Raw genomic sequence first — 20,665 nt, forward strand, 5'->3', positions numbered from 1 at the left:
TCTCTTTGAGGTGTAGGACAAGAAAACCTGTCCGGCAAATCGCAGTGGTGCCCTGTAAGGCGCAGACGGTACTCCCATCCGCGGGGCGTTTCAAGCATACGAGGGTCGAGTTCGCTGTGCTAATCACCAGCGGTTATTTGACAGGGCCGTTTGGCATACGGTTGGGTATAGAAAAGCCCTTGAGCGGCCAGACAATTACAGGATGTAAATGCCTGAGGCTACTCGCGGGCAGGTCTGGAGAAGATCAGGTTTCAGCGACGACCGATGTGCGACGACACACTCCAGAGGTCGACACCACCGTCTGTGGCATGACGGTCGATGGCGGCCAACTCGTCAGGGGTGAACTGCAGATTGCCCACCGCATTGAGGGAATCGTCGAGCTGTGCCAGCGTACGTGCGCCGATGAGCGTCGAGGACACCCGCGAATCACGCAGCACCCAAGCGATCGCCATCTGCGCCAGGGTCTGGCCGCGGGCCTGGGCGATGTCGTTGAGGCCGCGGATTCGCGCCAGGTTGTCATCGCCGAGCATGCGCGACGGCAGCGAACCACCCCGGGTGGCGCGCGATTCGCTTGGCACGCCCTGCAGATACTTGTCGGTGAGCATGCCCTGGGCCAACGGCGAGAAGGCGATGCAGCCGACACCCAGATCGTCGAGCGTGCCGAGCAAGCCCTGCTCGATATCGCGGTTGAGCATCGAGTAGTTGGGCTGGTGGATCAGCAGCGGCACGCCTTCAGAAGCCAGGATTGCTGAAGCTTCGCGGGTCAATTCCGGCGAATAGGAGGAGATGCCCACGTACAGGGCCTTGCCCTGGCGGTGCAACTGCGCCAGCGCGCCCATGGTCTCTTCCAGCGGTGTGTCGGCATCGACCCGGTGCGAATAGAAAATGTCGACATAATCCAGGCCCATGCGTCGCAGGCTCTGCTCGCAACTGGCGATCAGGTGCTTGCGCGAGCCGGTCGGGCCGCCGTAAGGGCCCGGCCACATGTGCCAGCCGGCCTTGGTGGAGATCACCAGCTCATCGCGGTAGGCGGCAAAATCCTGGGCCATCCAGCGCCCGAAGTGTTCTTCGGCGGAGCCGGCAGGCGGGCCGTAGTTGTTGGCCAGGTCGAAGTGCGTGACACCACGGTCGAAGGCTCGGCGCAGCAGGCTGCGACCGGTCTCGAACTGATCCACGCCGCCGAAGTTCTGCCACAGGCCCAGGGAAATGGCCGGCAGTACCAGGCCGCTGCGCCCAACACGACGATAGGGCATGGCGCCCTCATAGCGACCGGGATCGGCAAAATAAGTCATCAAGTTCACCTCTTGGTCTGGTTACATGCTAGGCAGTGCGCAGCCTGTCGGCGCGACCACCGCTGAATCCATTCAATCAGCAAACGCGCGAACTTCAGACAGAAAAGAACTCAGCGCCATGCTGAACCATTTTCATCATTTGGTCAGACCAGGCTCATGAAAGGCCCTGATCGGCTCGAATCAGCTCGATCAGCTGACGCAGGGCGGGTGGCGTCTGGCGGCGGCTGGGGTAGTACATCACCAGCGGCTCGTCGCTGGAGGCCCATTGCGGCATCACCACTTCCAGCGCACCGCTGCGCAGCTCTTCGCGCACGCGCATTTCCAGGCAGTACGCCAGGCCCAACCCCGCAACTGCGGTGCCAATGGCCATGTCGCTGGCGTTCAGGCGCAGCGGCCCCGGCCCTTCGATGCGCACCTGCCGTTCCCCGTCACCCAGCTCCCAGGGGTAGACCGAATCGTCGCCGATACGCATCTGGATGCAGCGATGCTGCATGAGCTCGGCGGGCGATGTAGGCCGGCCGTGCTTGTCCAGGTATGCCGGCGCGCCAACCACAACCCAACGCAACGCGCCGGTCAGCGGGATGGCGATCATGTCCTGGGGCACGGTTGCACCGAAGCGGATGCCGGCATCGAAGCCTTCGGCAACGATGTCGAGCATGCGATCGTCCATCACCAGATCGAGGTGCACCTGGGGGAAGCGCGACAGGAACCGATCAAGCACCGGCAGGATCAGCAGGCGCCCCGCGTCATGGGGAATGTTCAGGCGCAGGCGACCGACGGGCGCCTTACGGTGGTCTTCGAGGGCATTGAGGCCGTGGCCGATGGCTTCGAAGCCCTGGGCCAGGGACTGCATGAGGTCGCTGCCGGCGGCGGTCAGTGCAACCGAGCAGATGGTGCGATTGAGCAGGCGGACTTCGAGGCGATCTTCGAGCTTCTTCATCGTATGACTCAACGCCGAGGCGGTCAGTCCGAGCTCGTTGGCGGCATCGACGAAACTGCCGCGACGTGCAATGGTGAAGAATACGTTCAGGTCCGCCAGATCGGAGCGCTTGAATGCCGCCATGGGGCCAGCCACCCTTGAGAATGAGAACGACGGCCATTGTGCCGTCAATCAGGGAGAAGCTGAACGTACGGTGCATCACTTTCACACTGCGCCAAAACGAAGAAGGCGACCCTTGCGGTCGCCTTCTTCTGCTTGCCTGACTCAGAAGTCGTCTTCGACTTCCCCGTCCTTGACCTTGAACTCGCGGTTCTGCAGGTAGGCGTTGCGGATGAAGATGTACTTGTCGCCCTGCATCAGCTTCTCTGCCGACAGCAGGCTGGCGCGGGTGTCGATCACGTCCAGGGCGAAGATCGAGTTGCGGGTCGGTACATGATCGATATAGCGGTAGGGTTCGGTGAAGGAGTCCGGGTACTTGGACAGGCCGTCACGCACAGTGCTCGGCCCCAGCAGCGGAATGACCACGTATGGCCCGCTGGGCACGCCCCAGTAGCCGAGGGTCTGGCCGAAATCTTCGTCGTTGCGCTGCAGCCCCATGCGGGTGCCGACGTCGATGAAGCCGCCCAGGCCGAACGTGGTATTGACGATCAGCCGCGCCGTGTCGATGCCTGCCGCGCGAGGCTTGAGCTGCAGGACATTGTTGACCAGGTTGCCGACGTCGCCCAGGTTCAGGAAGACATTGTGAATGCCGTCCTCGAGGAACTGCGGGGTGACCGCCTGATAGCCTTGGGCCAACGGCTTGAGGGCGTAGGTATCAATGGTGTCGTTGAACCTGAAGATCGGTCGATTGACCACTTCCCAGGGATCTTCCTCGGTGGCCGCCTGGGTGGCGGCCACAGGCGCCAGCAACAGAGTGGCACAGACACAGGCCTGGGTGATTCGCTCGATCACACCGGCACCGATCCTCTGCATAGATGTTTCTCCATCGGATTTCACGGTGGCAGCCGCCTGAAGGCGCTGCTGGATAGTGCGCCAGTATAAAGGCAATCTGGCAGGCAGCCAGCATTACACACCTTTGTTCAACATTTTGTGAACAAGAGTTTCATCTTCCAACTGTCATCCGACCGTCATGAAGGGCGTTTAGCCTGCGGTGTATTTCAGGGATGTTGCCATGCACGAAGCGCCCGCCCTCACTGCTGTGCTGTTCGGCCTGCGCGGCTGCCTGGTCCAGGCCGCGAACGGCAGCCCCCTACCCGCCCCAGGTGCCCTGGACACTCTCCAACAACTGCGGCGCCAGCAAGTACCTTGCATCTGGCTGGACGACCTGAGCGACCATCAGGGCGAGCACCTTGCCCGCGTGCTCCCCGACTGGCTGCCCGGCCAGGTTGCCAACGGTTCACCATGGCCCTCACCGAATGCTTGCTGGCAGGCATTGATGTCATTGAACAGCGATCGCCTCGATGGCTGCGTGCTGGTCAGTGGCGAGCCGCGCCTGTTGCAGTCGGCCCTGAACGCCGGATTGTGGACGGTCGGCCTTGCCGCCTGCAGCCCTTCCTGCAACCTGGCATCGAGTCGGTGGCAAGCCATGAGCACGCAGGAGCAGGAGTTGGCCCGCGGCAAGGCTACCCTCGAACTGTTCGGCCTGGGCGTGCACTCGGTGATTGACCACCTGGAGTCACTGGACACCTGCCTTGCGGACATCGCTCAGCGCCGACGCAAGGGTGAAAAACCCTGACACAGCGTCGTTGATGCCGGTCATGCAAAGCGCCAGCAAGTGGATTACGCTTGAGGTCAGGCCAGAACCTTTGCCGCTTCGCCGAGGTCCATGGCTTGCCAAGTCATTGATGGAGAACAGCCAATGCCCGCCCGCGAATTGCAAGAGCGCCTGAACAGCCTGCGCGAGCAACTGGATCGAAACGTACCGCTGTCGGAAGAAGAACTTGCCAGCCTGCATGAGGAAGCGCGACAGATCGAAGCGCAACTGAAGCTCGAAGAGGCCACGCCAGACAACAACCTGGTCGATGGCGTGAATCTGGCCATCGAGCGTTTCGAAGCCGATCACCCGGACCTCACGGCGACGCTGCGCAGCATTGCCAACTCGCTGCACAGCATGGGGATCTGATTTCATCACCAAGAGCCGCCCCTGCAGTTATCACCTGCGGGAGCGGCCTCGCGCTACGCTGGGGGTATAACGCCCCCAAGCATTGCGCTTACTGGCGCACCAACCGCCCGTTGCTCGGACTGATCGGCCGATTGCTGCGGTAGGGGTTGATGTCCAGCCCACCCCGACGCACATAACGCGCATACACCGTCAGATGCTCCGGCTGCAGCAGGCGCAGCAGGTCGAGGTAGATCCGCTCGACGCACTGCTCGTGGAAGTCGGCATGCTGGCGGAAGCTCACCAGATAGGTCAGCAGGCTGGCATGATCCAGCGCGCGCCCCTTGTACTCGACCACCACACTCCCCCAGTCAGGCTGGCCGGTGACCGGGCAGTTGGACTTGAGCAGGTGGCTGTGCATGGTTTCCTCGACGATACGCTGCGAGTCGCAGCGCAGCAGTTCAGGCTGCGGTTGCTCGTAGTTGCTGATGCTCACGTCCAGCCCATCGATGCACTGGCCCGGCAAGGCCACCACACCCTGCTGCTCGACCTCACCCAGCGTTCGAACCTGAACCTTCACAGGCTTGCCTGCAGCAGCGGACAAGTCCTTCTCCAGGCACGCCTGCAGCTCGCCGCTCGATGCGAACACCGTCTGGTTCAACGAGTTGAGGTAGAGCTTGAACGACTTGGACTCGATGATGTTAGGCGAGTCGGCCGGAATGGCGAACTCGCCGATGGCCACCACCGGCTTGCCGGAGGGCAGCAACCACGACAGCTCGAAGCAGTTCCAGTAGTCCACGCCCTGCCACGGCAGGGTCTGCGCGGTCACACCCAGCTCGGCCCATTTAGCCGTGCGTGGGATCGGAAACAGCAGCGACGGGGTGTAAGTGGCGATGTATTCGCTGGACTTGCCCAGCGGGGAGTGTTCGGCGGCGGGATGCATGTATCTGACCTGAGAGCGCGGGAATGGCGCCATTCTACCGGTTTTGCACCCCGCCTTGGGGATGATGTCACTCGATGGTCAACTGACCGACCATGCCCGCCTGATAGTGGCCCGGTACGTTGCAGGCGAATTCGATGGGCGCCGACTTGCGGAAGGTCCAGGTCAGCTCGGCGCGCTGCCCGGGCTGGACCAGCACAGTGTTGCCCTGATCATGCCCGTTGCCGCCATGGCCCATCTGGCTGTGGTCCATCCCGGCCATGTTGCCATGGTCCATGCCCGCCATGGCCGCCATCTCCTTCTGGTGCTCGACGTGCATGGCTTTGTCACCCAGGTTGAACTCATGAGCCAGCTTGCCTTCGTTGATCACCACGAAGCGCACCGTCTCGCCGGCCTTGACCTGCAGGCTCTTGGGCTCGAAGGCGATGTCCTTGAGCACCACATCGACGGTACGGGTGGCCTTGGAGGCCGGCGCCGGTTCGCCGAAGCCGAAGGTCTTGGCGCCATCGGCGAAGACCGGCAGGCTGGCCACGGCAAGGGTGGCGGCGAGGATCAGGTGTTTCATGGCAACTCCGGTTTGTGCGCTAGAGATGGAGCCACTCTAGGGTCATGGGACTGGCGGCTAGCTGACAGGCAGATTACAAGTTTGTCAGCTTGGGCGCGCTTGCCGATCGTCACGTATCATTTGAGCCAATGCTGCGGCACGACACTCCGGGCTGTTCTATGAAAACTGGAGTGCTTGTGCGCTTACCTTTTTGACAATGGACAGTGCATGAAACTGCTGATCGTCGAAGACCAGGCCAGGACCGGCCAATACCTGCGCCAGGGCCTGAGCGAGGCCGGTTTTGCCACGGAACTGGCCGATGACGGTGAAACGGGGCAATTCCTCGCGCTCACCGGCGACCACGACCTGCTGATCCTGGATGTCATGCTGCCGGGCCGGGATGGCTGGCAGATCCTTCAGGCGGTGCGCCAGGCGGGGCTGGACACGCCGGTATTGTTCCTTACCGCGCGTGACGCTGTCGAAGACCGCGTCCATGGCCTGGAGCTGGGGGCCGACGATTATCTGGTCAAACCCTTTGCCTTCTCCGAGCTGCTGGCCCGGGTACGTAGCCTGCTGCGCCGCGGCGCCAGCCCCTCCCAGGACACCACCCTGGCCCTGGCCGACCTGCGCCTGGACCTGATCCGTCGCCGCGCCGAGCGCGCCGGCAGCCGCATCGACCTGACCGCCAAGGAATTCGCCCTGCTCGAGCTGCTGCTGCGGCGCCAGGGCGAGGTGCTGCCCAAATCGCTGATCGCTTCGCAGGTGTGGGACATGAATTTCGACAGCGATACCAATGTGATCGAGGTCGCGATCCGTCGCCTGCGCCTGAAGATCGACGACAACCACCCCAACAAGCTGATCCATACCGTGCGCGGCATGGGCTACGTGCTCGAGGAGCGCCACGACTGATGCCCCGACTCTCCCTCAGCGGGCGCCTGGCCCTGCTGTTCGCGGCCTGCACCGCCGCCGTGTCGCTGAGCGCCGGGTTGCTGTTCAGCCATGCCAGTGAACGTCACTTCGTCGAGCTCGACCAGCAGTTGCTCAGCGCCCGCCTCTCGCAATTGCGTGCGCACCTGGCCGATGTCGACTCCCGCACCGCGTTGGACGTCCACCTGCCGACGCTGCGCAGCGAGCTCAGCCACCAGTCGGACCTGGCCCTGCGTATCCGCGGCAACGACGGTACGCTGTGGTTCGACAGCCGCACAGGCTTGCCGCAGGAACCCCGTCAGCCGGGCCTGGCCACCCTGCACAGTGACGGCATGGACTACCGCAGCCTGTGCCAGGCGTTGCCAAACGCCCAGGTCACCTTGTTTCTCGACATCACCCACCACCAGCACTTTCTACAACGCATGCAGCAGTTGATCTGGCTGACCGTCGGGCTCTGCGCGTTGGCTACAGCCCTCCTCGGCGCCTGGGCTGCGCGCCGCGGATTGCAACCGTTGCGCCAGATGGGCGCGGTGGCCGCCAGCGTCAATGCGCGCTCGCTGACCACACGCCTGCCAGTGGCGCAACTGCCTGAAGAACTCGCCGAGCTCGGCCACACCGTCAACGCCATGCTGCAACGCCTGGACGATGCCTTTCAGCGCCTCTCGGCCTTTTCCGCCGACATCGCCCATGAACTGCGCACGCCGCTGTCAAATCTGCTCACCCACACCCAGGTCACCCTCACCCGCCCACGCAGCCTGGAGGAGTACCGCGAAGCCCTTCACGGCAACCTCGAGGAACTGCAACACATGGCGCAGATGGTCAACGACATGCTGTTCCTGGCCAAGGCCGACCATGGTCTGCTGATGCCCAGCCGACAGGCTTTGGACCTGGCGATCGAGACCGATGCTCTGCTGGAGTACTACGCGCCGCTGGCCGAAGATGCCGGCATCATCCTGCGACGCCGCGGTGAGGCACAGACAGAGGGCGACCGGCACATGCTGCGCCGGGCCATGTCCAACCTGCTGGACAACGCACTGCGCTTCACCCCACCTGGCGGGACCATCGAAGTGACGCTGTCACCGGGGCTGCACATAGAGATCGCCAATACCGGCCCCGCGATTGCGGCGCAGGCCCTGCCACGCCTGTTCGACCGGTTCTATCGAGAGGATCCGACACGCCATGAAGGCAGCAGCGAACATGCGGGGCTGGGGCTTGCGATCACCCGGTCCATCGTGCAGGCCCATGGCGGGGGGATTCACGCCCACTGTGAAGGGGGATGGACACGCTTTGTGATTGACCTGCCCCCGAAGCGCTGAGGCAGTGCAACGGCTGGCGCGGGCTTCGTTTACGCTCGCGCCAGCGCAGGGATCGCGCCCACCTTCATGCGCAGACCACGACGTCACTCGTAACGCAATGCCATCGCAGGCTCGATCTGCGATGCGCGATACGCCGGATACAACGTGGCCAGGAAACTCATCACCAGGCCGGCGATACAGATGATCGCGACATCACCCCACTGCAACTGCGATGGCAGGCTGCTGATGAAGTACATGTCGGAGGTGAAGATATGCTGGCCGCTGGTGCGTTCCAGCCAACCGACGATGGCGCTGACGTTAAGCGCACCGATCACGCCCAACACCCCGCCAATCAGGGTGCCGACGATACCGATCAGGCTGCCCTGGACCATGAAGGTCCCCATGATCTGCGCCGGCGTCGCGCCGATGGTGCGTAGAATCGCGATGTCGGCACCCTTGTCGTTCACCACCATCACCAGGGTGGCGATGATGTTGAACGCCGCCACGGCAATGATCATCAACAAAAGCAGACCGATCATGGTCTTTTCCATCTTCATCGCGCTGAACAGGCTGCCCTGGGTGTGCGACCAGTCATCGGCGCGGAAGGCATCGCCCAGGCCCGAAGCGATCGCCTTGGACACCTGCGGCGCAGCGTACAGGTCGTGCAGCTTCAGGCGTACGCCCTGCACCTGGCCCGGTGCCCAGCGTTGCATCTCGCCGGCGTCGGCCATGTGGATGTAGGCCTGCGAACCGTCCAGCTCGGCGCCGACCTTGAAGATGCCGACCACGGTCAGGCGCTGCATGCGTGGGGTAATACCACCGGGCGCACTGCTCACTTCCGGCACGATCAGGGTGACCTTGTCGCCGGTGTTCAGGCGAAAACGGCGCGCCGTCAGCTCCCCGAGCACCACGCCATACTCACCGGGCTGCAGCGCTTGCAGGGCACCCTGAACGATATGCTGGCCGACAATGGAGACCTTGCCCTCCTGCGCCGGATCGATACCGCTGACCTGGATCGGCTGCATCGCCCCCTTGTAGGAGAGCATGCCTTCCATTTCCGTCAGGGGCGCCGCGGCGATCACCGCCGGATTCTTCAGCGCGGCCTCGGCAACACGCTGCCAGTTATCCAGCGGCTGTACGCCAAGGATGCTGGCATGCGGCACCAGCCCCAGCACGCGCGAGCTCATTTCACGCTGGAAACCGTTCATCACCGACAACACCACGATCATCGCCAGCACGCCCAAAGAGAGGCCGATCATCGAGGTCATGGAGATGAACGAGATGAAGTGATTGCGGCGCTTGGCACGGGTGTAGCGGGCACCGATGAACAAGGGCAAGGGTCTGAACATGTACGCGAACACCCAGTTGAACAGTGGATTGGGGCCGCGCAGGCGGCCCCATGCAATCAGATCGAGATCAGACGACCGTCTTCCAGGCTCAGCACACGGTCCATCTTGCGTGCCAGGCTCAGGTCGTGGGTCACCACCAGGAACGCCGTGCGCGACGCCGTCGACAGCTCCTGCATCAGTTCCTGGATACCCAGCGCGGTATGGTGATCAAGGTTGCCGGTAGGCTCGTCGAGCATCACCAGGCCTGGCTGATTGACCAGCGCACGGGCAATCGCCACGCGCTGGCGCTCGCCGCCAGACAGTTCGGCAGGCTTGTGATTCAGGCGATGGCTGAGGCCTACACGCTTGAGCAGCGCCTCTGCGCGCTGGCGCGCCTCCGGGATGGGTGTACGACCGATCAGCAGCGGCATGCAGACGTTTTCCAGGGCCGTGAATTCTGCCAGCAGGTGGTGGAACTGGTAGACAAAACCCAGGGCGCGGTTGCGCAGCAGGCCGCGATCACGCTCGCCGAGCGCCGAAAGCTCTTCCCCGGCCAGCCAGACGCTGCCCTGGGTTGGCGTGTCGAGGCCGCCAAGCAGGTTGAGCAGCGTGCTCTTGCCCGAGCCGGAGCTACCGACGATGGCCACCCGCTCCCCTGGGTGCAGCTCCAGGCTCAGGCCCGACAGCACCTGCACCGACTCCGGCCCCTCGTCATAGGACTTGCCCAGGTTGCGGCAACTCAGTACGGCTTTATCACTCATGCGCGACTCACTCATAACGTAGCGCCTCTGCAGGCTGGGTGCGCGCTGCACGCCAGGCCGGATACAGGGTGGCGAGGAAACTCAGGACCAGCGCCGCACCGCAGACCATCCACACGTCCTGGGCGATGATCTGCGACGGCAGGTAATCGATGAAGTACACATCGGCATTGAGGAACTTGTGCCCGATCAGGGTCTCGACGCCAGCGATCGCCGCACTGACGTTGAGCGCGGCGATGATCCCGACCACTGCGCCGATCAGCGTGCCGACCACGCCGATCACCGTGCCCTGGACCATGAAGATCGCCATGATCTGCCGGGGCGTGGCGCCGAGCGTACGCAGGATGGCGATGTCGCCGCGCTTGTCATTGACCACCATCACCAGGGTGGAAATGATGTTGAACGCGGCCACCGCGACGATCAGCAGCAGGAGCAGGCCGATGATCGACTTCTCCATGCGAATCGCCTGGTACAGGTTGCCCTGGGTGCGGGTCCAGTCGCGGGCGTAGTACTGGTGCTCGCCCAACTGCTGGACGATGCTCCAGGCCTCGCGCGGTGCCTTGAACAGGTCGTCGAACTTCAAGCGCAGGCCTTGCACCTGGTCGGCCTTCCAGCGGTGCAGGCGCGAAAGGTCGGAGAGGTTGGTCAGCCCCAGGTAGCCATCGATCTCGCCTGCGCCGACGTGGAAGGTGCCGACCACGGTAAAGCGCTTCATGCGCGGGAACATCCCGGCCGGGGTGATGCTCACCTCGGGCGCGACGAAGGTGACCTTGTCACCGACCTTGACGCCCAGCTTGGTGGCGGCCTTGTCACCGATGAGGATGCCCCACTCGCCGGGCGCCAGTTGGTCGAGGCTGCCCTGCTGCAGGAAGTTGTCGATGATCGACACCTCGCGCTCGCGGTCCGGCTGGATGCCGTTGAGCAGCATCTTCTGCACCTTGCCGTCATGGGTAAGCAGCCCCTGCATCTGCGTGAAGGGCGCGACCGCCTGCACGTGCGGATTCTGCTTTACTTGTTGAGCAAGGGCCTGCCAGTCGCCGATGGGCTGGTCGCCCTCGATGGTGGCGTGGGGGACCATGCCAAGGACGCGGGTGCGCATCTCGTGATCGAAGCCATTCATCACCGACAGCACCACGATCATCACCACCACGCCCAGGGCGAGGCCGATCATCGAGGTCAGGGAAATGAACGAGACGAAATGGTTGCGTCGCTTGGCACGGGTGTAACGCGTACCGATGAATACGAAGAGAGGTCTGAACATGTCGGGGCTTGTTCGGATGAAAGGGAACGTCCTGGTGGCGAGGCGCCTACGGCGGCTTTACACTCGGACCACCGCCGCAACCATGGGTTCGCCATGACGACATTAGACGAAGAAGATCGCCGGGAATACTACCGCATCGAAGACAGGATCGCACTGGAAATCAGCCCCCTGAGCGCGGCCGAAGCCCTTGAACCAGAACTGTTGCAGGATGATTCACCACTGTTCAACCTGCTCAGCGAGCTGCACCTGTCGGACTTCGAATCCCAGCACCTGTTGCGCCAGCTCAGCGACAAGGACCGCACCCTGGCCGCCTTCCTGCGCGCCCAGAACAAACGCCTCGACCTGCTCAGCGCGGTGGTCGCACAAACGCTGATCGGCGAGATCGGCCAGCCGCAGCGGGTGATCATCTCCGAAGGCGGTGTCGAATTCGCCCAGGCGCAGCAGATCGCGCCCGGCACCCGGGTCAAGGTGAAGATGGTACTGATGCCTCGCGCCCACGGCCTGCTGCTGCGTGGCCGCGTCACCCACTGCGACCCACGTCCCGAAGGCGACTTCGAGGTTGGCACCGAATTCATCGACATGACCGATGCCCAGCGCCAGCTCCTGGCCCGCTATATCCTGCAGCGTCAGCAACAACAGCGGCGCCAGCAACTCGAACACGACGACCCGGCATCCTGAGCCTTTTCCCTTTAGACCTGAAGGAACGAACGTGACCCTGATCTACGGCCATCGCGGCGCCAAGGGCGAAGCGCCCGAGAACACCCTGACCAGCTTCCGCCAGTGCCTGTCGCACGGCGTCGACCGTTGCGAGCTGGACCTGCACCTGTCGGCCGACAACGAGCTGATGGTGATCCATGACCCGACCCTCAAGCGCACCACCGGCCGACGCGGCAAGGTCGTCGAACACTCGGCAGCGGACCTGGTTACCTACGACGCGCGCAAGGGCGGCCCCGGACATGTGCAGCCCTGCCCTATCCCGCGCCTTGAAGAACTGTTCGAGAAGTGCGCCTTTGCCCACTGGCAGCTGGAGGTCAAGAGTGCTTCGCGCACCCGTGCAGCAAGCACGGTGCTGGCCATTCGCGAGCTGGCACAACAATACGGCCTGCTCGACAAGGTGACCATCACCTCGAGCTCGCGGGAAGTGCTGGGAGCAGCGCAGGAACTGGTGCCCGACATCGCGCGTGGGCTGGTTGCCGAATACGCCTGGCTCGACCCACTGAAAGTGGCACAGAACTACGGCTGCGAGATGCTCGCGCTGAACTGGACGCTGTGCACCCCCGAACGCCTGCTCAAGGCGCAGAAGCAGGGTTTGCATGTGTCGGTGTGGACGGTCAACGAGCCGGCGCTGATGCGCCGACTCGCCGATTTTGGCGTGGACAGCCTGATTACAGACTTTCCCGGTTTGGCCAAGACCACCCTCGGGTAGGGCTGAAATCGGTCTCCCCGACCGGCTCAGGCCACCGGTCGGAGCCGCTCAAAAAAGCCGGTTCAGACCGTCGTAGGCAGCTACCCGATAGGCTTCGGCCATGGTCGGGTAGTTGAAGGTGGTGTTGACGAAGTACTTGAGATTGTTCAGCTCACCCGGCTGGTTCATGATCGCCTGGCCGATGTGGACAATCTCCGAAGCCTGGTAGCCGAAGCAATGCACACCAAGGATTTCCAGAGTTTCGCGGTGGAACAGGATCTTCAGCATGCCCTGAGGCTCGCCGGCGATCTGCGCACGGGCCATGCTCTTGAAGAACGCCTTGCCCACTTCATACGGCACCTTGGCCTGGGTCAGCTCCTGCTCGTTCTTGCCGATCGAACTGATCTCCGGAATGGTGTAGATGCCGGTCGGCACGTCGTTGACGAAGCGCCAGCTGCCGTTGTCGACGATGCTGCCGGCCGCCGAACGGCCCTGGTCGTGGGCGGCGCTGGCCAGGCTCGGCCAACCGATCACGTCACCGGCACCATAGATGTTCGGCACACTGGTGCTGTAGTTCTCGTCGACCTCGATCTGGCCGCGGCTGTTGACCTTGATGCCGATGTTCTCAAGGCCCAGCTTGTCGGTGTTGCCGGTACGGCCGTTGCACCACAGCAAGGCGTCGGCCTTGATCTTCTTGCCCGACTTCAGGTGCAGGATCACCCCGTTGTCCAGCCCCTCGACACGCTCGTACTCCTCGTTATGGCGTACGGTGATGTTGTTGTTGCTGAAGTGGTAGCTCAGCGCCTGGGAGATTTCCGAATCCAGGAAGCTCAGCAATTGGCCTCGGTTGTCGACCAATTCGACCAGCACACCCAGGCCACTGAAGATCGAGGCGTATTCGCAACCGATCACCCCGGCACCATAGACGATCAGCTTGCGCGGCGTGTGGCTCAGGCTGAGGATGGTGTCGCTGTCGTAGACGCGCGGGTGGTGGAAGTCGATGTCGGCCGGGCGATAAGGGCGCGAGCCGGTGGCGATGATGATGTGCTTGGCGTTGAGCTTCTCGACCACGCCGTTGGGGCAGACCACTTCGACGGTCTGCTCATCGGCGAAGCTGCCGGTGCCGACGAACACGTCGACGCGGTTGCGCGCGTAGTAGCCGGTGCGCGAGGCAACCTGCTTGGAAATCACCTTCTCGGCGCTCTTGAGCACGTCAGGGAAGGAGAACCAGCGCGGCTCACCAATGGCACGGAACATCGGGTTGGTGTTGAACTGCATGATCTGCCGCACCGAGTGACGCAGTGCCTTGGACGGAATGGTGCCCAAGTGGGTGCAGTTGCCGCCGACCTGGCGACGGCTGTCGACCATCGCGACCTTGCGCCCCGCTTTGGCGGCGTTCATTGCCGCGCCTTCTCCGGCTGGGCCGGAACCCAGCACCACTACGTCGTAGTTGTAGACAGCCATGCGTACTCCTTCAGAACTGGCCCGCCGGCCGGCTGGCCGCGGGGCTCATCATGTCGCCGGGGCGCCATGAAAAAATTCGGGTGCAGTCTAATCAAGCGTGAACGCCGCGCACATTAACCCTTGGTCGCGTCGTAGGCCATCTTTGCCTGCACTACATGTCATTTCGCCGCTTCCCTGGCCGCGATCATCCGTGCCCTGCCTTTCACCCGCCTTTCAACACCCGCTGGAAACCGGGTGTGGAACGGGAGACGAAACCACCCTCGACCCGGGTCACCAGTACGGCAGCGATGCCGTGGGCCACAGCAAAATCCCAGCCGCGCTCGGGCCCGAGAATCAGCAGCAACGTCGAGTAACCGTCAGCGATCAGTGCCGAGCGGTCAAGCACGGTGACTGCAGCCAGACCGTGGGCGACCGGACGCCCCAGACGGGCATCGAAGGTGTGCGAATACCGCCGGCCATTGTCCTCGAAATAGTTGCGGTAGTCACCCGAGGTCGACACCGACAGGCCATCGATGGCAATTACCTGGCGGGCGATCTGGCGATCCTCGCGCGGCAGTTCCAGTGCAATGCGCCAGGGGCCGCCATCAGGCTTGCGGCCTGCGGCCTGCAACTCCCCGGTGGCTTCGGCGACAAAGCTGTCGACACCCATCGCCCGCAGGCGCTCGGCGATCAGGTCAACGGCGTGACCGGCAGCGATGCTGTTGAAGTCCAGCTCCAGCGCGACATCCTTGCACAGGCGATCGCCATCGATGTGCAGGTGACGATAACCTACGCGCTGACGGGCCAAGGCCAGGGCCTGAGGATCGGGCACCTGCTCCTGACGCGCCTGCGGGCCGAAGCCCCACAGGTTGAGCAGTGGCTCGACACTGAGGTCGAAAGCCCCCTCGCTCACATCCGCCAGGTGCTGGCCGAAGGTGACCAGCTCGAGCATGTCCTGCGGGATGGTCAGGCATTGATTGGCCGGCAACTGGTTGAAGCGACTGACGACAGAGTCGTCACGGTAGGTGGAGTAATACGCGTCGATACCGTGCAGGATGGTTTCGACAGCTTCGCGCACCTGGTCCGGCGCCGGGCCGCCGGGGTTGCGAACATACTGGATGCTGTAGCTGCTGCCCATGGTCGGACCGCCCAGGCGCTCCAGCGTGGGTTGCTGGTCACAGGCCGATAGCAGCATCAGGATAAACAGCAAGGCTTTGCGCAAGATTCAGACTCTCGGTTGCCTGTGCCGCGTCTACCGTGGGACCAGCGTTTACCGTGGCAGTGCCGGCACAGACACGACATAAAAAAACGGGAACCCGAAGGTTCCCGTTTTTTCATGGCCTTACAAGCCTATCAGCGTGGAAACGCTGGCGGGTTCACACCGGCCATCTCTTCCATCACGCGAACGACCTGACAGCTGTAACCGAATTCGTTGTCGTACCAGACGTACAGGACAACACGATTATCGTTGCAGATGGTCGCTTCGGCATCGACCACACCGGCGTGGCGCGAGCCGACGAAGTCGGTCGAAACCACTTCCTGAGAGCTGACGTAGTCGATCTGCTTGTGCAGTTCCGAGTGCATGGCGGTCTGGCGCAGGTACTCGTTGAGCTCCTCGCGGTTGGTCGCCTTTTCCAGGTTCAGGTTCAGGATGGCCATCGACACGTTCGGCGTCGGTACGCGAATGGCGTTGCCGGTCAGCTTGCCCTTGAGCACTGGCAGTGCCTTGGCAGCGGCAGTGGCGGCGCCGGTTTCGGTGATGACCATGTTCAGCGGCGCGGCACGACCGCGACGGCTGCCCTTGTGGAAGTTGTCGATCAGGTTCTGGTCGTTGGTGAACGAGTGAACGGTTTCGACGTGGCCGTTGACGATGCCGTACTGATCGTTGATGGCCTTGAGCACCGGCACGATGGCGTTGGTGGTGCAGGATGCCGCGGAGATGATCTTGTCATCGGCAGCGATATCGCCATGGTTGATGCCGTGCACGATGTTCTTCAGCGCGCCCTTGCCAGGTGCGGTGAGGATGACACGGGCAGCGCCCGGGCAGGCCAGGTGCTGGCCCAGGCCGTCGGCATCGCGCCAGACGCCGGTGTTGTCGACGATCAGTGCGTTGTCGATGCCGTACTGGGTGTAGTCGACTTCGCTCGGGCTCTTGGCGTAGATGACCTGGATCAGGTTGCCGTTGGCAGTGATGGTGTTGTTGGCTTCATCGATGGTGATGGTGCCGTCGAACGGGCCGTGAACCGAGTCGCGGCGCAGCAGGCTGGCGCGCTTGACCAGGTCGTTTTCGGCGCCCTTGCGCACGACGATGGCGCGCAGGCGCAGGCCGTCGCCACCACCGGTCTTCTCGATCAGGATGCGCGCCAGCAGGCGGCCGATGCGGCCGAAGCCGTACAGGACGACGTCGGTGCCCTTGCGCGCCGAAGCGTTCTGCTGGCCAACCACCTCAGCCAGCTCTTCACGGACGAACTGCTCCGCAGTGCGACCGTTGCCTTCCTGCTTGAACTTGTTGGCCAGCTTGCCCAGGTCGACCGAAGCGGCGCCCAGTTTCAGCTCGCTCATGGCTTTGAGCAGGGGGAATGTCTCGTGTACGGACAGTTCGGTCTCGTCGGTCTGACGGTGACGTGCAAAGCGATGGGCTTTGAGGATCGAGATAACCGAACGGTTGATCAGGCTGCGGCCATAGATCGAGCTCACCACGTTGTTGTTGCGGTAGAGCTGACCGATAAGCGGGATCATCGCTTCAGCCAGGGCTTCACGATCGATCCACTCACCAAGACACTGGTCGGGCTTCTGAGTCACGGGAACCTTCCACATGTAGGGACAGAAAAAAGGGGCTACATTATGACGCCCCGATGCGTATCGGGCAATGAGCGCCTGTCGCTACCCGCAAAGCCAGCCGTCATGCCCTTTCGAGCCTGACAGCGAGCAGCGTCGCCGGTACACTTGACCTCTTTGCCGCAACGCTTGGAGTCGGATCTTCCGTGTCAGTTCTGCGCCTTCCGCAACTGTCGGCCACGGCCGGCAAACAAACCTGGGGCAACCTGCCAGGTGCCGCCCTCAGTCTCGCCATCGCCGAGGCCGCCAGCAGCGCCGGGCGCTTCACCCTGCTGCTGACTGCCGATAGCCAGGCCGCCGATCGCCTGGAACAGGAGCTGCGTTTCTTCGCCCCGCAGCTTCCGGTGCTGCCGTTCCCAGACTGGGAAACCCTGCCCTACGACCTGTTCTCGCCGCACCAGGACATCATCTCCCAGCGCATTGCCAGCCTCTACCGACTGCCACAGCTGGACCACGGCATTCTCGTGGTGCCGATCACCACCGCCCTGCACCGCTTGGCCCCGACCCGCTTCCTGCTGGGCAGCAGCCTGGTGCTGGACGTGGGCCAGAAGATCGACGTCGAGCAGATGCGCACCCGCCTGGAAGCCAGCGGCTACCGCTGCGTCGACACGGTCTACGAGCATGGTGAATTCGCCGTGCGCGGCGCGCTGATCGATTTGTTCCCCATGGGCAGCAAGGCGCCGTATCGCATCGACCTGTTCGACGACGAGATCGAAACCCTGCGCACCTTCGACCCGGAGACCCAGCGCTCGATCGACAAGGTCGACTCGATCCGCCTGCTGCCGGCCCGCGAATTCCCCATGCACAAGGATGAGGTGACACGCTTCAAAGCCCGCTTCCGAGAGCGCTTCGACGTCGACTTCCGGCGCAGCGCGATCTTCCAGGACCTGACCAGCGGCATCATTCCGGCCGGCATCGAATACTACCTGCCGCTGTTCTTCGAAGAGACCGCGACACTCTTCGACTACCTGCCGGAAGACACCCAGGTATTCTCCCTGCCCGGCGTCGAGCAGGCCGCCGAACACTTCTGGAACGACGTACGCGGGCGCTACGAAGAGCGCCGCGGCGACCTCAGCCGCCCCTTGCTGCCACCGGCCGAGCTGTTCATGCCGGTCGAGGACTGCTTCGCCCGCCTCAAGCAATGGCCGCGCGTGGTGGTCAGCGCCGACGAAATCGAACAGGGCGCAGGCCGCGAGCGCTTCCCGGCCCGCGCCTTGCCCAACCTTGCCATCGAAGCCAAGGCCAACCAGCCGCTGGCAGAGCTGTCGAACTTCCTCGACCAGTTCCCCGGCCGGGTGCTGTTCACCGCCGAATCGGCAGGCCGCCGCGAAGTGCTGCTGGAGCTGCTCGAACGCCTGAAGCTGCGCCCGCACACCGTCGAAGGCTGGGCCGACTTCATCACGGGCAGCGAGCGCCTGGCGATCACCATCGCCCCGCTCGATGACGGCCTGCTGCTGGATGACCCGAGCCTGGCCCTTGTGGCCGAAAGCCCGCTGTTCGGCCAGCGCGTGATGCAGCGCCGACGTCGCGACAAGCGCGGCGAAGCGGCCAACGATGCAGTCATCAAGAACCTCACCGAGCTGCGCGAAGGCGCCCCTGTGGTGCACATCGATCACGGCGTGGGCCGCTACCTGGGCCTGGCCACCCTGGAGATCGACGGCCAGGCCGCCGAGTTCCTCACCCTGGAATACGCCGAGGGCGCCAAGCTCTATGTGCCGGTGGCCAACCTGCACCTGATCGCCCGCTACACCGGCAGCGACGACGCCCTGGCGCCGCTGCACCGACTCGGCTCCGAAGCCTGGCAGAAAGCCAAGCGCAAGGCCGCCGAACAGGTGCGCGACGTGGCCGCCGAGCTGCTCGACATCTATGCCCGCCGTGCTGCGCGCAAGGGCTACGCCTTCGCCGACCCGGCCGCCGACTACGCCACCTTCAGCGCCGGCTTCCCCTTCGAAGAGACGCCCGACCAGCAGGCTGCCATCGAGGCCGTGCGCCTCGACATGCTCGCCGCCAAGCCCATGGATCGACTGGTGTGTGGCGATGTCGGCTTCGGCAAGACCGAAGTGGCCATGCGCGCAGCCTTCATCGCGGTGCACAGCGGCCGCCAGGTCGCGGTCCTGGTACCTACCACCCTGCTCGCCCAGCAGCACTACAACAGCTTCCGCGATCGCTTTGCCGACTGGCCCGTGACGGTCGAGGTGATGAGCCGCTTCAAGTCCGCCAAGGAAGTGGCCGCCGCCGCCGCAGACCTTGCCGAAGGCAAGATCGACATCCTCATCGGCACCCACAAGCTGCTGCAGGACGATGTGCGCTTCAAGGACCTGGGCCTGGCGATCATCGACGAAGAGCACCGTTTCGGCGTACGCCAGAAAGAACAGCTCAAGGCGCTACGCAGCGAGGTGGACATCCTCACCCTCACCGCCACGCCAATCCCGCGCACCCTTAACATGGCCGTGGCCGGCATGCGCGACCTGTCGATCATCGCCACCCCGCCGGCTCGACGCCTGTCGGTGCGCACCTTCGTCATGGAGCAGAACAAGAGCACGGTCAAGGAAGCACTGCTGCGCGAGCTGCTGCGTGGCGGCCAGGTCTATTACCTGCACAACGACGTGAAGACCATCGAGAAATGCGCCGCCGATCTCGCCGAGCTGGTGCCCGAAGCGCGCATTGGCATTGGCCACGGGCAGATGCGCGAGCGCGAGCTCGAACAGGTGATGAGCGACTTCTACCACAAGCGCTTCAACGTGCTGATTGCCTCGACCATCATCGAGACCGGCATCGACGTGCCCAGTGCCAACACCATCGTCATCGAACGTGCCGACAAGTTCGGCCTGGCCCAGTTGCACCAATTGCGCGGCCGGGTCGGACGCAGCCACCACCAGGCCTACGCCTACCTGCTCACCCCGCCACGCCAACAGATCAGCGGCGATGCCGAGAAACGCCTGGAGGCGATCGCCAACACCCAGGACCTGGGCGCAGGCTTCGTGCTGGCCACCAACGACCTGGAGATCCGCGGCGCCGGCGAGTTGCTCGGCGAAGGCCAGAGCGGGCAGATCCAGGCAGTGGGTTTCACCCTCTACATGGAGATGCTCGAACGTGCGGTCAAGGCGATCCGCAAGGGCACCCAACCCAATCTCGAGCAACCACTGGGCGGCGGCCCGGAGATCAACCTGCGCCTGCCGGCGCTGATCCCCGAGGACTACCTGCCCGATGTGCACGCCCGCCTGATCCTGTACAAACGCATCGCTTCGGCGGCCGACGAGGAAGGCCTCAAGGACCTGCAGGTGGAGATGATCGACCGCTTCGGCCTGCTGCCCGAGCCGACCAAGAACCTCATGCGCCTGACGCTGCTCAAGCTGCAGGCCGAGAAGCTTGGCATCAAGAAGGTCGATGCCGGCCCCAATGGCGGCAAGCTCGAGTTCGAGGCCGAAACGCCGGTCGATCCACTGACCCTGATCAAGCTGATCCAGGGCCAGCCCAAGCGCTACAAGTTCGAAGGCGCGACCCAGTTCCGCTTCCTGGTGCCGATGGAACGCCCGGAAGAACGCTTCAACACCCTCGAGGCGCTGTTCGAGCGCCTGGCCCCACAGTCAAATTAA

18 protein-coding genes are annotated in these 20,665 nt (G+C 63.5%); 7 read left to right on the plus strand and 11 right to left on the minus strand.

Annotation, left to right across the window (positions count from 1 at the left end):
• Positions 1-251: 251 nt before the first annotated feature.
• From mgrA to ACTYOL_RS18970, 3 genes are all read right to left on the minus strand, one after another.
• Entirely contained in the window at positions 252-1,292 is a 1,041-nt protein-coding gene (gene mgrA, locus ACTYOL_RS18960) for an L-glyceraldehyde 3-phosphate reductase (protein ID WP_197891627.1), read from the minus strand.
• A gap of 154 nt (positions 1,293-1,446) precedes the next feature.
• Positions 1,447-2,355, minus strand: coding sequence for a LysR family transcriptional regulator (locus ACTYOL_RS18965; protein ID WP_444756923.1), 909 nt, complete (start codon positions 2,353-2,355; stop codon positions 1,447-1,449).
• A gap of 141 nt (positions 2,356-2,496) precedes the next feature.
• The gene (locus tag ACTYOL_RS18970; RefSeq protein WP_416765493.1) at positions 2,497-3,204 is read right to left on the minus strand and encodes an MlaA family lipoprotein; all 708 of its coding nucleotides are present in this window, start codon (positions 3,202-3,204) and stop codon (positions 2,497-2,499) included.
• Positions 3,205-3,403: 199 nt separating this feature from the next.
• Here ACTYOL_RS18970 and ACTYOL_RS18975 point away from each other — a divergent pair, with 199 nt between their 5' ends.
• Both ACTYOL_RS18975 and ACTYOL_RS18980 read left to right on the plus strand, forming a co-directional pair.
• A complete protein-coding gene (locus ACTYOL_RS18975; protein ID WP_444756924.1) occupies positions 3,404-3,967 on the plus strand; it encodes a phosphonoacetaldehyde phosphonohydrolase-related protein in 564 nt (187 codons plus the stop codon).
• A gap of 123 nt (positions 3,968-4,090) precedes the next feature.
• A complete protein-coding gene (locus ACTYOL_RS18980) occupies positions 4,091-4,354 on the plus strand; it encodes a DUF4404 family protein (RefSeq protein WP_063545619.1) in 264 nt (87 codons plus the stop codon).
• 88 nt (positions 4,355-4,442) lie between these two features.
• Here the strand turns inward: ACTYOL_RS18980 and queF are convergent, their stop codons facing one another.
• Both queF and ACTYOL_RS18990 read right to left on the minus strand, forming a co-directional pair.
• Positions 4,443-5,273 carry an NADPH-dependent 7-cyano-7-deazaguanine reductase QueF gene (gene queF / locus ACTYOL_RS18985; RefSeq protein WP_444756925.1) on the minus strand — a complete coding sequence of 277 codons (831 nt, stop codon included), beginning with the start codon at positions 5,271-5,273 and terminating at the stop codon, positions 4,443-4,445.
• Positions 5,274-5,340: 67 nt separating this feature from the next.
• Entirely contained in the window at positions 5,341-5,835 is a 495-nt protein-coding gene (locus ACTYOL_RS18990) for a cupredoxin domain-containing protein (protein WP_054894430.1), read from the minus strand.
• A 207-nt stretch (positions 5,836-6,042) separates the two neighbouring features.
• On the opposite strand from ACTYOL_RS18990, the gene cinR reads away from it, so the two are divergent.
• Both cinR and ACTYOL_RS19000 read left to right on the plus strand, forming a co-directional pair.
• The gene (gene cinR, locus ACTYOL_RS18995) at positions 6,043-6,723 is read left to right on the plus strand and encodes a two-component system response regulator CinR (protein ID WP_065861984.1); all 681 of its coding nucleotides are present in this window, start codon (positions 6,043-6,045) and stop codon (positions 6,721-6,723) included.
• A complete protein-coding gene (locus ACTYOL_RS19000; protein WP_444758166.1) occupies positions 6,720-8,057 on the plus strand; it encodes a heavy metal sensor histidine kinase in 1,338 nt (445 codons plus the stop codon). Before cinR ends, ACTYOL_RS19000 begins: the two co-directional genes overlap by 4 nt.
• An 83-nt stretch (positions 8,058-8,140) precedes the next feature.
• On the opposite strand, the gene ACTYOL_RS19005 is transcribed toward ACTYOL_RS19000, so the two are convergent.
• Genes ACTYOL_RS19005 through ACTYOL_RS19015 form a run of 3 tightly spaced genes read right to left on the minus strand, consistent with a single transcriptional unit; the run spans position 8,141 to position 11,383 of the window.
• Positions 8,141-9,385: a lipoprotein-releasing ABC transporter permease subunit gene (locus ACTYOL_RS19005; protein ID WP_197891617.1), complete on the minus strand. Its 1,245-nt coding sequence runs from the start codon at positions 9,383-9,385 to the stop codon at positions 8,141-8,143.
• A 56-nt stretch (positions 9,386-9,441) separates the two neighbouring features.
• On the minus strand, positions 9,442-10,125 hold the full coding sequence (lolD, locus tag ACTYOL_RS19010) for a lipoprotein-releasing ABC transporter ATP-binding protein LolD (RefSeq protein ID WP_172964760.1): 684 nt from the start codon (positions 10,123-10,125) through the stop codon (positions 9,442-9,444).
• 7 nt (positions 10,126-10,132) lie between these two features.
• Positions 10,133-11,383 carry a lipoprotein-releasing ABC transporter permease subunit gene (locus tag ACTYOL_RS19015; RefSeq protein WP_065861986.1) on the minus strand — a complete coding sequence of 417 codons (1,251 nt, stop codon included), beginning with the start codon at positions 11,381-11,383 and terminating at the stop codon, positions 10,133-10,135.
• A gap of 93 nt (positions 11,384-11,476) precedes the next feature.
• Between ACTYOL_RS19015 and ACTYOL_RS19020 the strand changes: the two genes are divergently transcribed.
• Entirely contained in the window at positions 11,477-12,061 is a 585-nt protein-coding gene (locus ACTYOL_RS19020; protein WP_153774541.1) for a PilZ domain-containing protein, read from the plus strand.
• Between the two features lie 31 nt (positions 12,062-12,092).
• Positions 12,093-12,809 carry a glycerophosphodiester phosphodiesterase gene (locus ACTYOL_RS19025; protein ID WP_125929357.1) on the plus strand — a complete coding sequence of 239 codons (717 nt, stop codon included), beginning with the start codon at positions 12,093-12,095 and terminating at the stop codon, positions 12,807-12,809.
• Between the two features lie 48 nt (positions 12,810-12,857).
• Here ACTYOL_RS19025 and sthA read toward each other — a convergent pair whose 3' ends face one another.
• The 3 genes from sthA to ACTYOL_RS19040 form a co-directional block, all read right to left on the minus strand.
• Positions 12,858-14,252, minus strand: coding sequence for a Si-specific NAD(P)(+) transhydrogenase (sthA, locus tag ACTYOL_RS19030; protein WP_054894437.1), 1,395 nt, complete (start codon positions 14,250-14,252; stop codon positions 12,858-12,860).
• Between the two features lie 202 nt (positions 14,253-14,454).
• A complete protein-coding gene (locus tag ACTYOL_RS19035; RefSeq protein ID WP_444756926.1) occupies positions 14,455-15,453 on the minus strand; it encodes an FAD:protein FMN transferase in 999 nt (332 codons plus the stop codon).
• Between the two features lie 131 nt (positions 15,454-15,584).
• The gene (locus tag ACTYOL_RS19040; protein WP_054894439.1) at positions 15,585-17,048 is read right to left on the minus strand and encodes a glyceraldehyde-3-phosphate dehydrogenase; all 1,464 of its coding nucleotides are present in this window, start codon (positions 17,046-17,048) and stop codon (positions 15,585-15,587) included.
• A 167-nt stretch (positions 17,049-17,215) separates the two neighbouring features.
• On the opposite strand from ACTYOL_RS19040, the gene mfd reads away from it, so the two are divergent.
• Positions 17,216-20,665 (plus strand): transcription-repair coupling factor, encoded by a 3,450-nt coding sequence (gene mfd / locus ACTYOL_RS19045; RefSeq protein WP_197891613.1) that lies wholly within the window; start codon positions 17,216-17,218, stop codon positions 20,663-20,665.

This window comes from Pseudomonas sp. A014 (assembly GCF_052378495.1).
Taxonomy (GTDB): Bacteria; Pseudomonadota; Gammaproteobacteria; order Pseudomonadales; family Pseudomonadaceae; genus Aquipseudomonas; species Aquipseudomonas machongensis.

What these genes read in the sequence shown, in the direction of transcription:
- mgrA (WP_197891627.1), bottom strand. Translation starts at nt 1,292, where the DNA reads ATGACTTATTTTGCCGATCCCGGTCGCTATGAGGGCGCCATGCCCTAT.
- ACTYOL_RS18965 (WP_444756923.1), bottom strand. Translation starts at nt 2,355, where the DNA reads ATGGCGGCATTCAAGCGCTCCGATCTGGCGGACCTGAACGTATTCTTC.
- ACTYOL_RS18970 (WP_416765493.1), bottom strand. Translation starts at nt 3,204, where the DNA reads ATGCAGAGGATCGGTGCCGGTGTGATCGAGCGAATCACCCAGGCCTGT.
- ACTYOL_RS18975 (WP_444756924.1), top strand. Translation starts at nt 3,404, where the DNA reads ATGCACGAAGCGCCCGCCCTCACTGCTGTGCTGTTCGGCCTGCGCGGC.
- ACTYOL_RS18980 (WP_063545619.1), top strand. Translation starts at nt 4,091, where the DNA reads ATGCCCGCCCGCGAATTGCAAGAGCGCCTGAACAGCCTGCGCGAGCAA.
- queF (WP_444756925.1), bottom strand. Translation starts at nt 5,273, where the DNA reads ATGCATCCCGCCGCCGAACACTCCCCGCTGGGCAAGTCCAGCGAATAC.
- ACTYOL_RS18990 (WP_054894430.1), bottom strand. Translation starts at nt 5,835, where the DNA reads ATGAAACACCTGATCCTCGCCGCCACCCTTGCCGTGGCCAGCCTGCCG.
- cinR (WP_065861984.1), top strand. Translation starts at nt 6,043, where the DNA reads ATGAAACTGCTGATCGTCGAAGACCAGGCCAGGACCGGCCAATACCTG.
- ACTYOL_RS19005 (WP_197891617.1), bottom strand. Translation starts at nt 9,385, where the DNA reads ATGTTCAGACCCTTGCCCTTGTTCATCGGTGCCCGCTACACCCGTGCC.
- lolD (WP_172964760.1), bottom strand. Translation starts at nt 10,125, where the DNA reads ATGAGTGATAAAGCCGTACTGAGTTGCCGCAACCTGGGCAAGTCCTAT.
- ACTYOL_RS19015 (WP_065861986.1), bottom strand. Translation starts at nt 11,383, where the DNA reads ATGTTCAGACCTCTCTTCGTATTCATCGGTACGCGTTACACCCGTGCC.
- ACTYOL_RS19020 (WP_153774541.1), top strand. Translation starts at nt 11,477, where the DNA reads ATGACGACATTAGACGAAGAAGATCGCCGGGAATACTACCGCATCGAA.
- sthA (WP_054894437.1), bottom strand. Translation starts at nt 14,252, where the DNA reads ATGGCTGTCTACAACTACGACGTAGTGGTGCTGGGTTCCGGCCCAGCC.
- ACTYOL_RS19040 (WP_054894439.1), bottom strand. Translation starts at nt 17,048, where the DNA reads ATGTGGAAGGTTCCCGTGACTCAGAAGCCCGACCAGTGTCTTGGTGAG.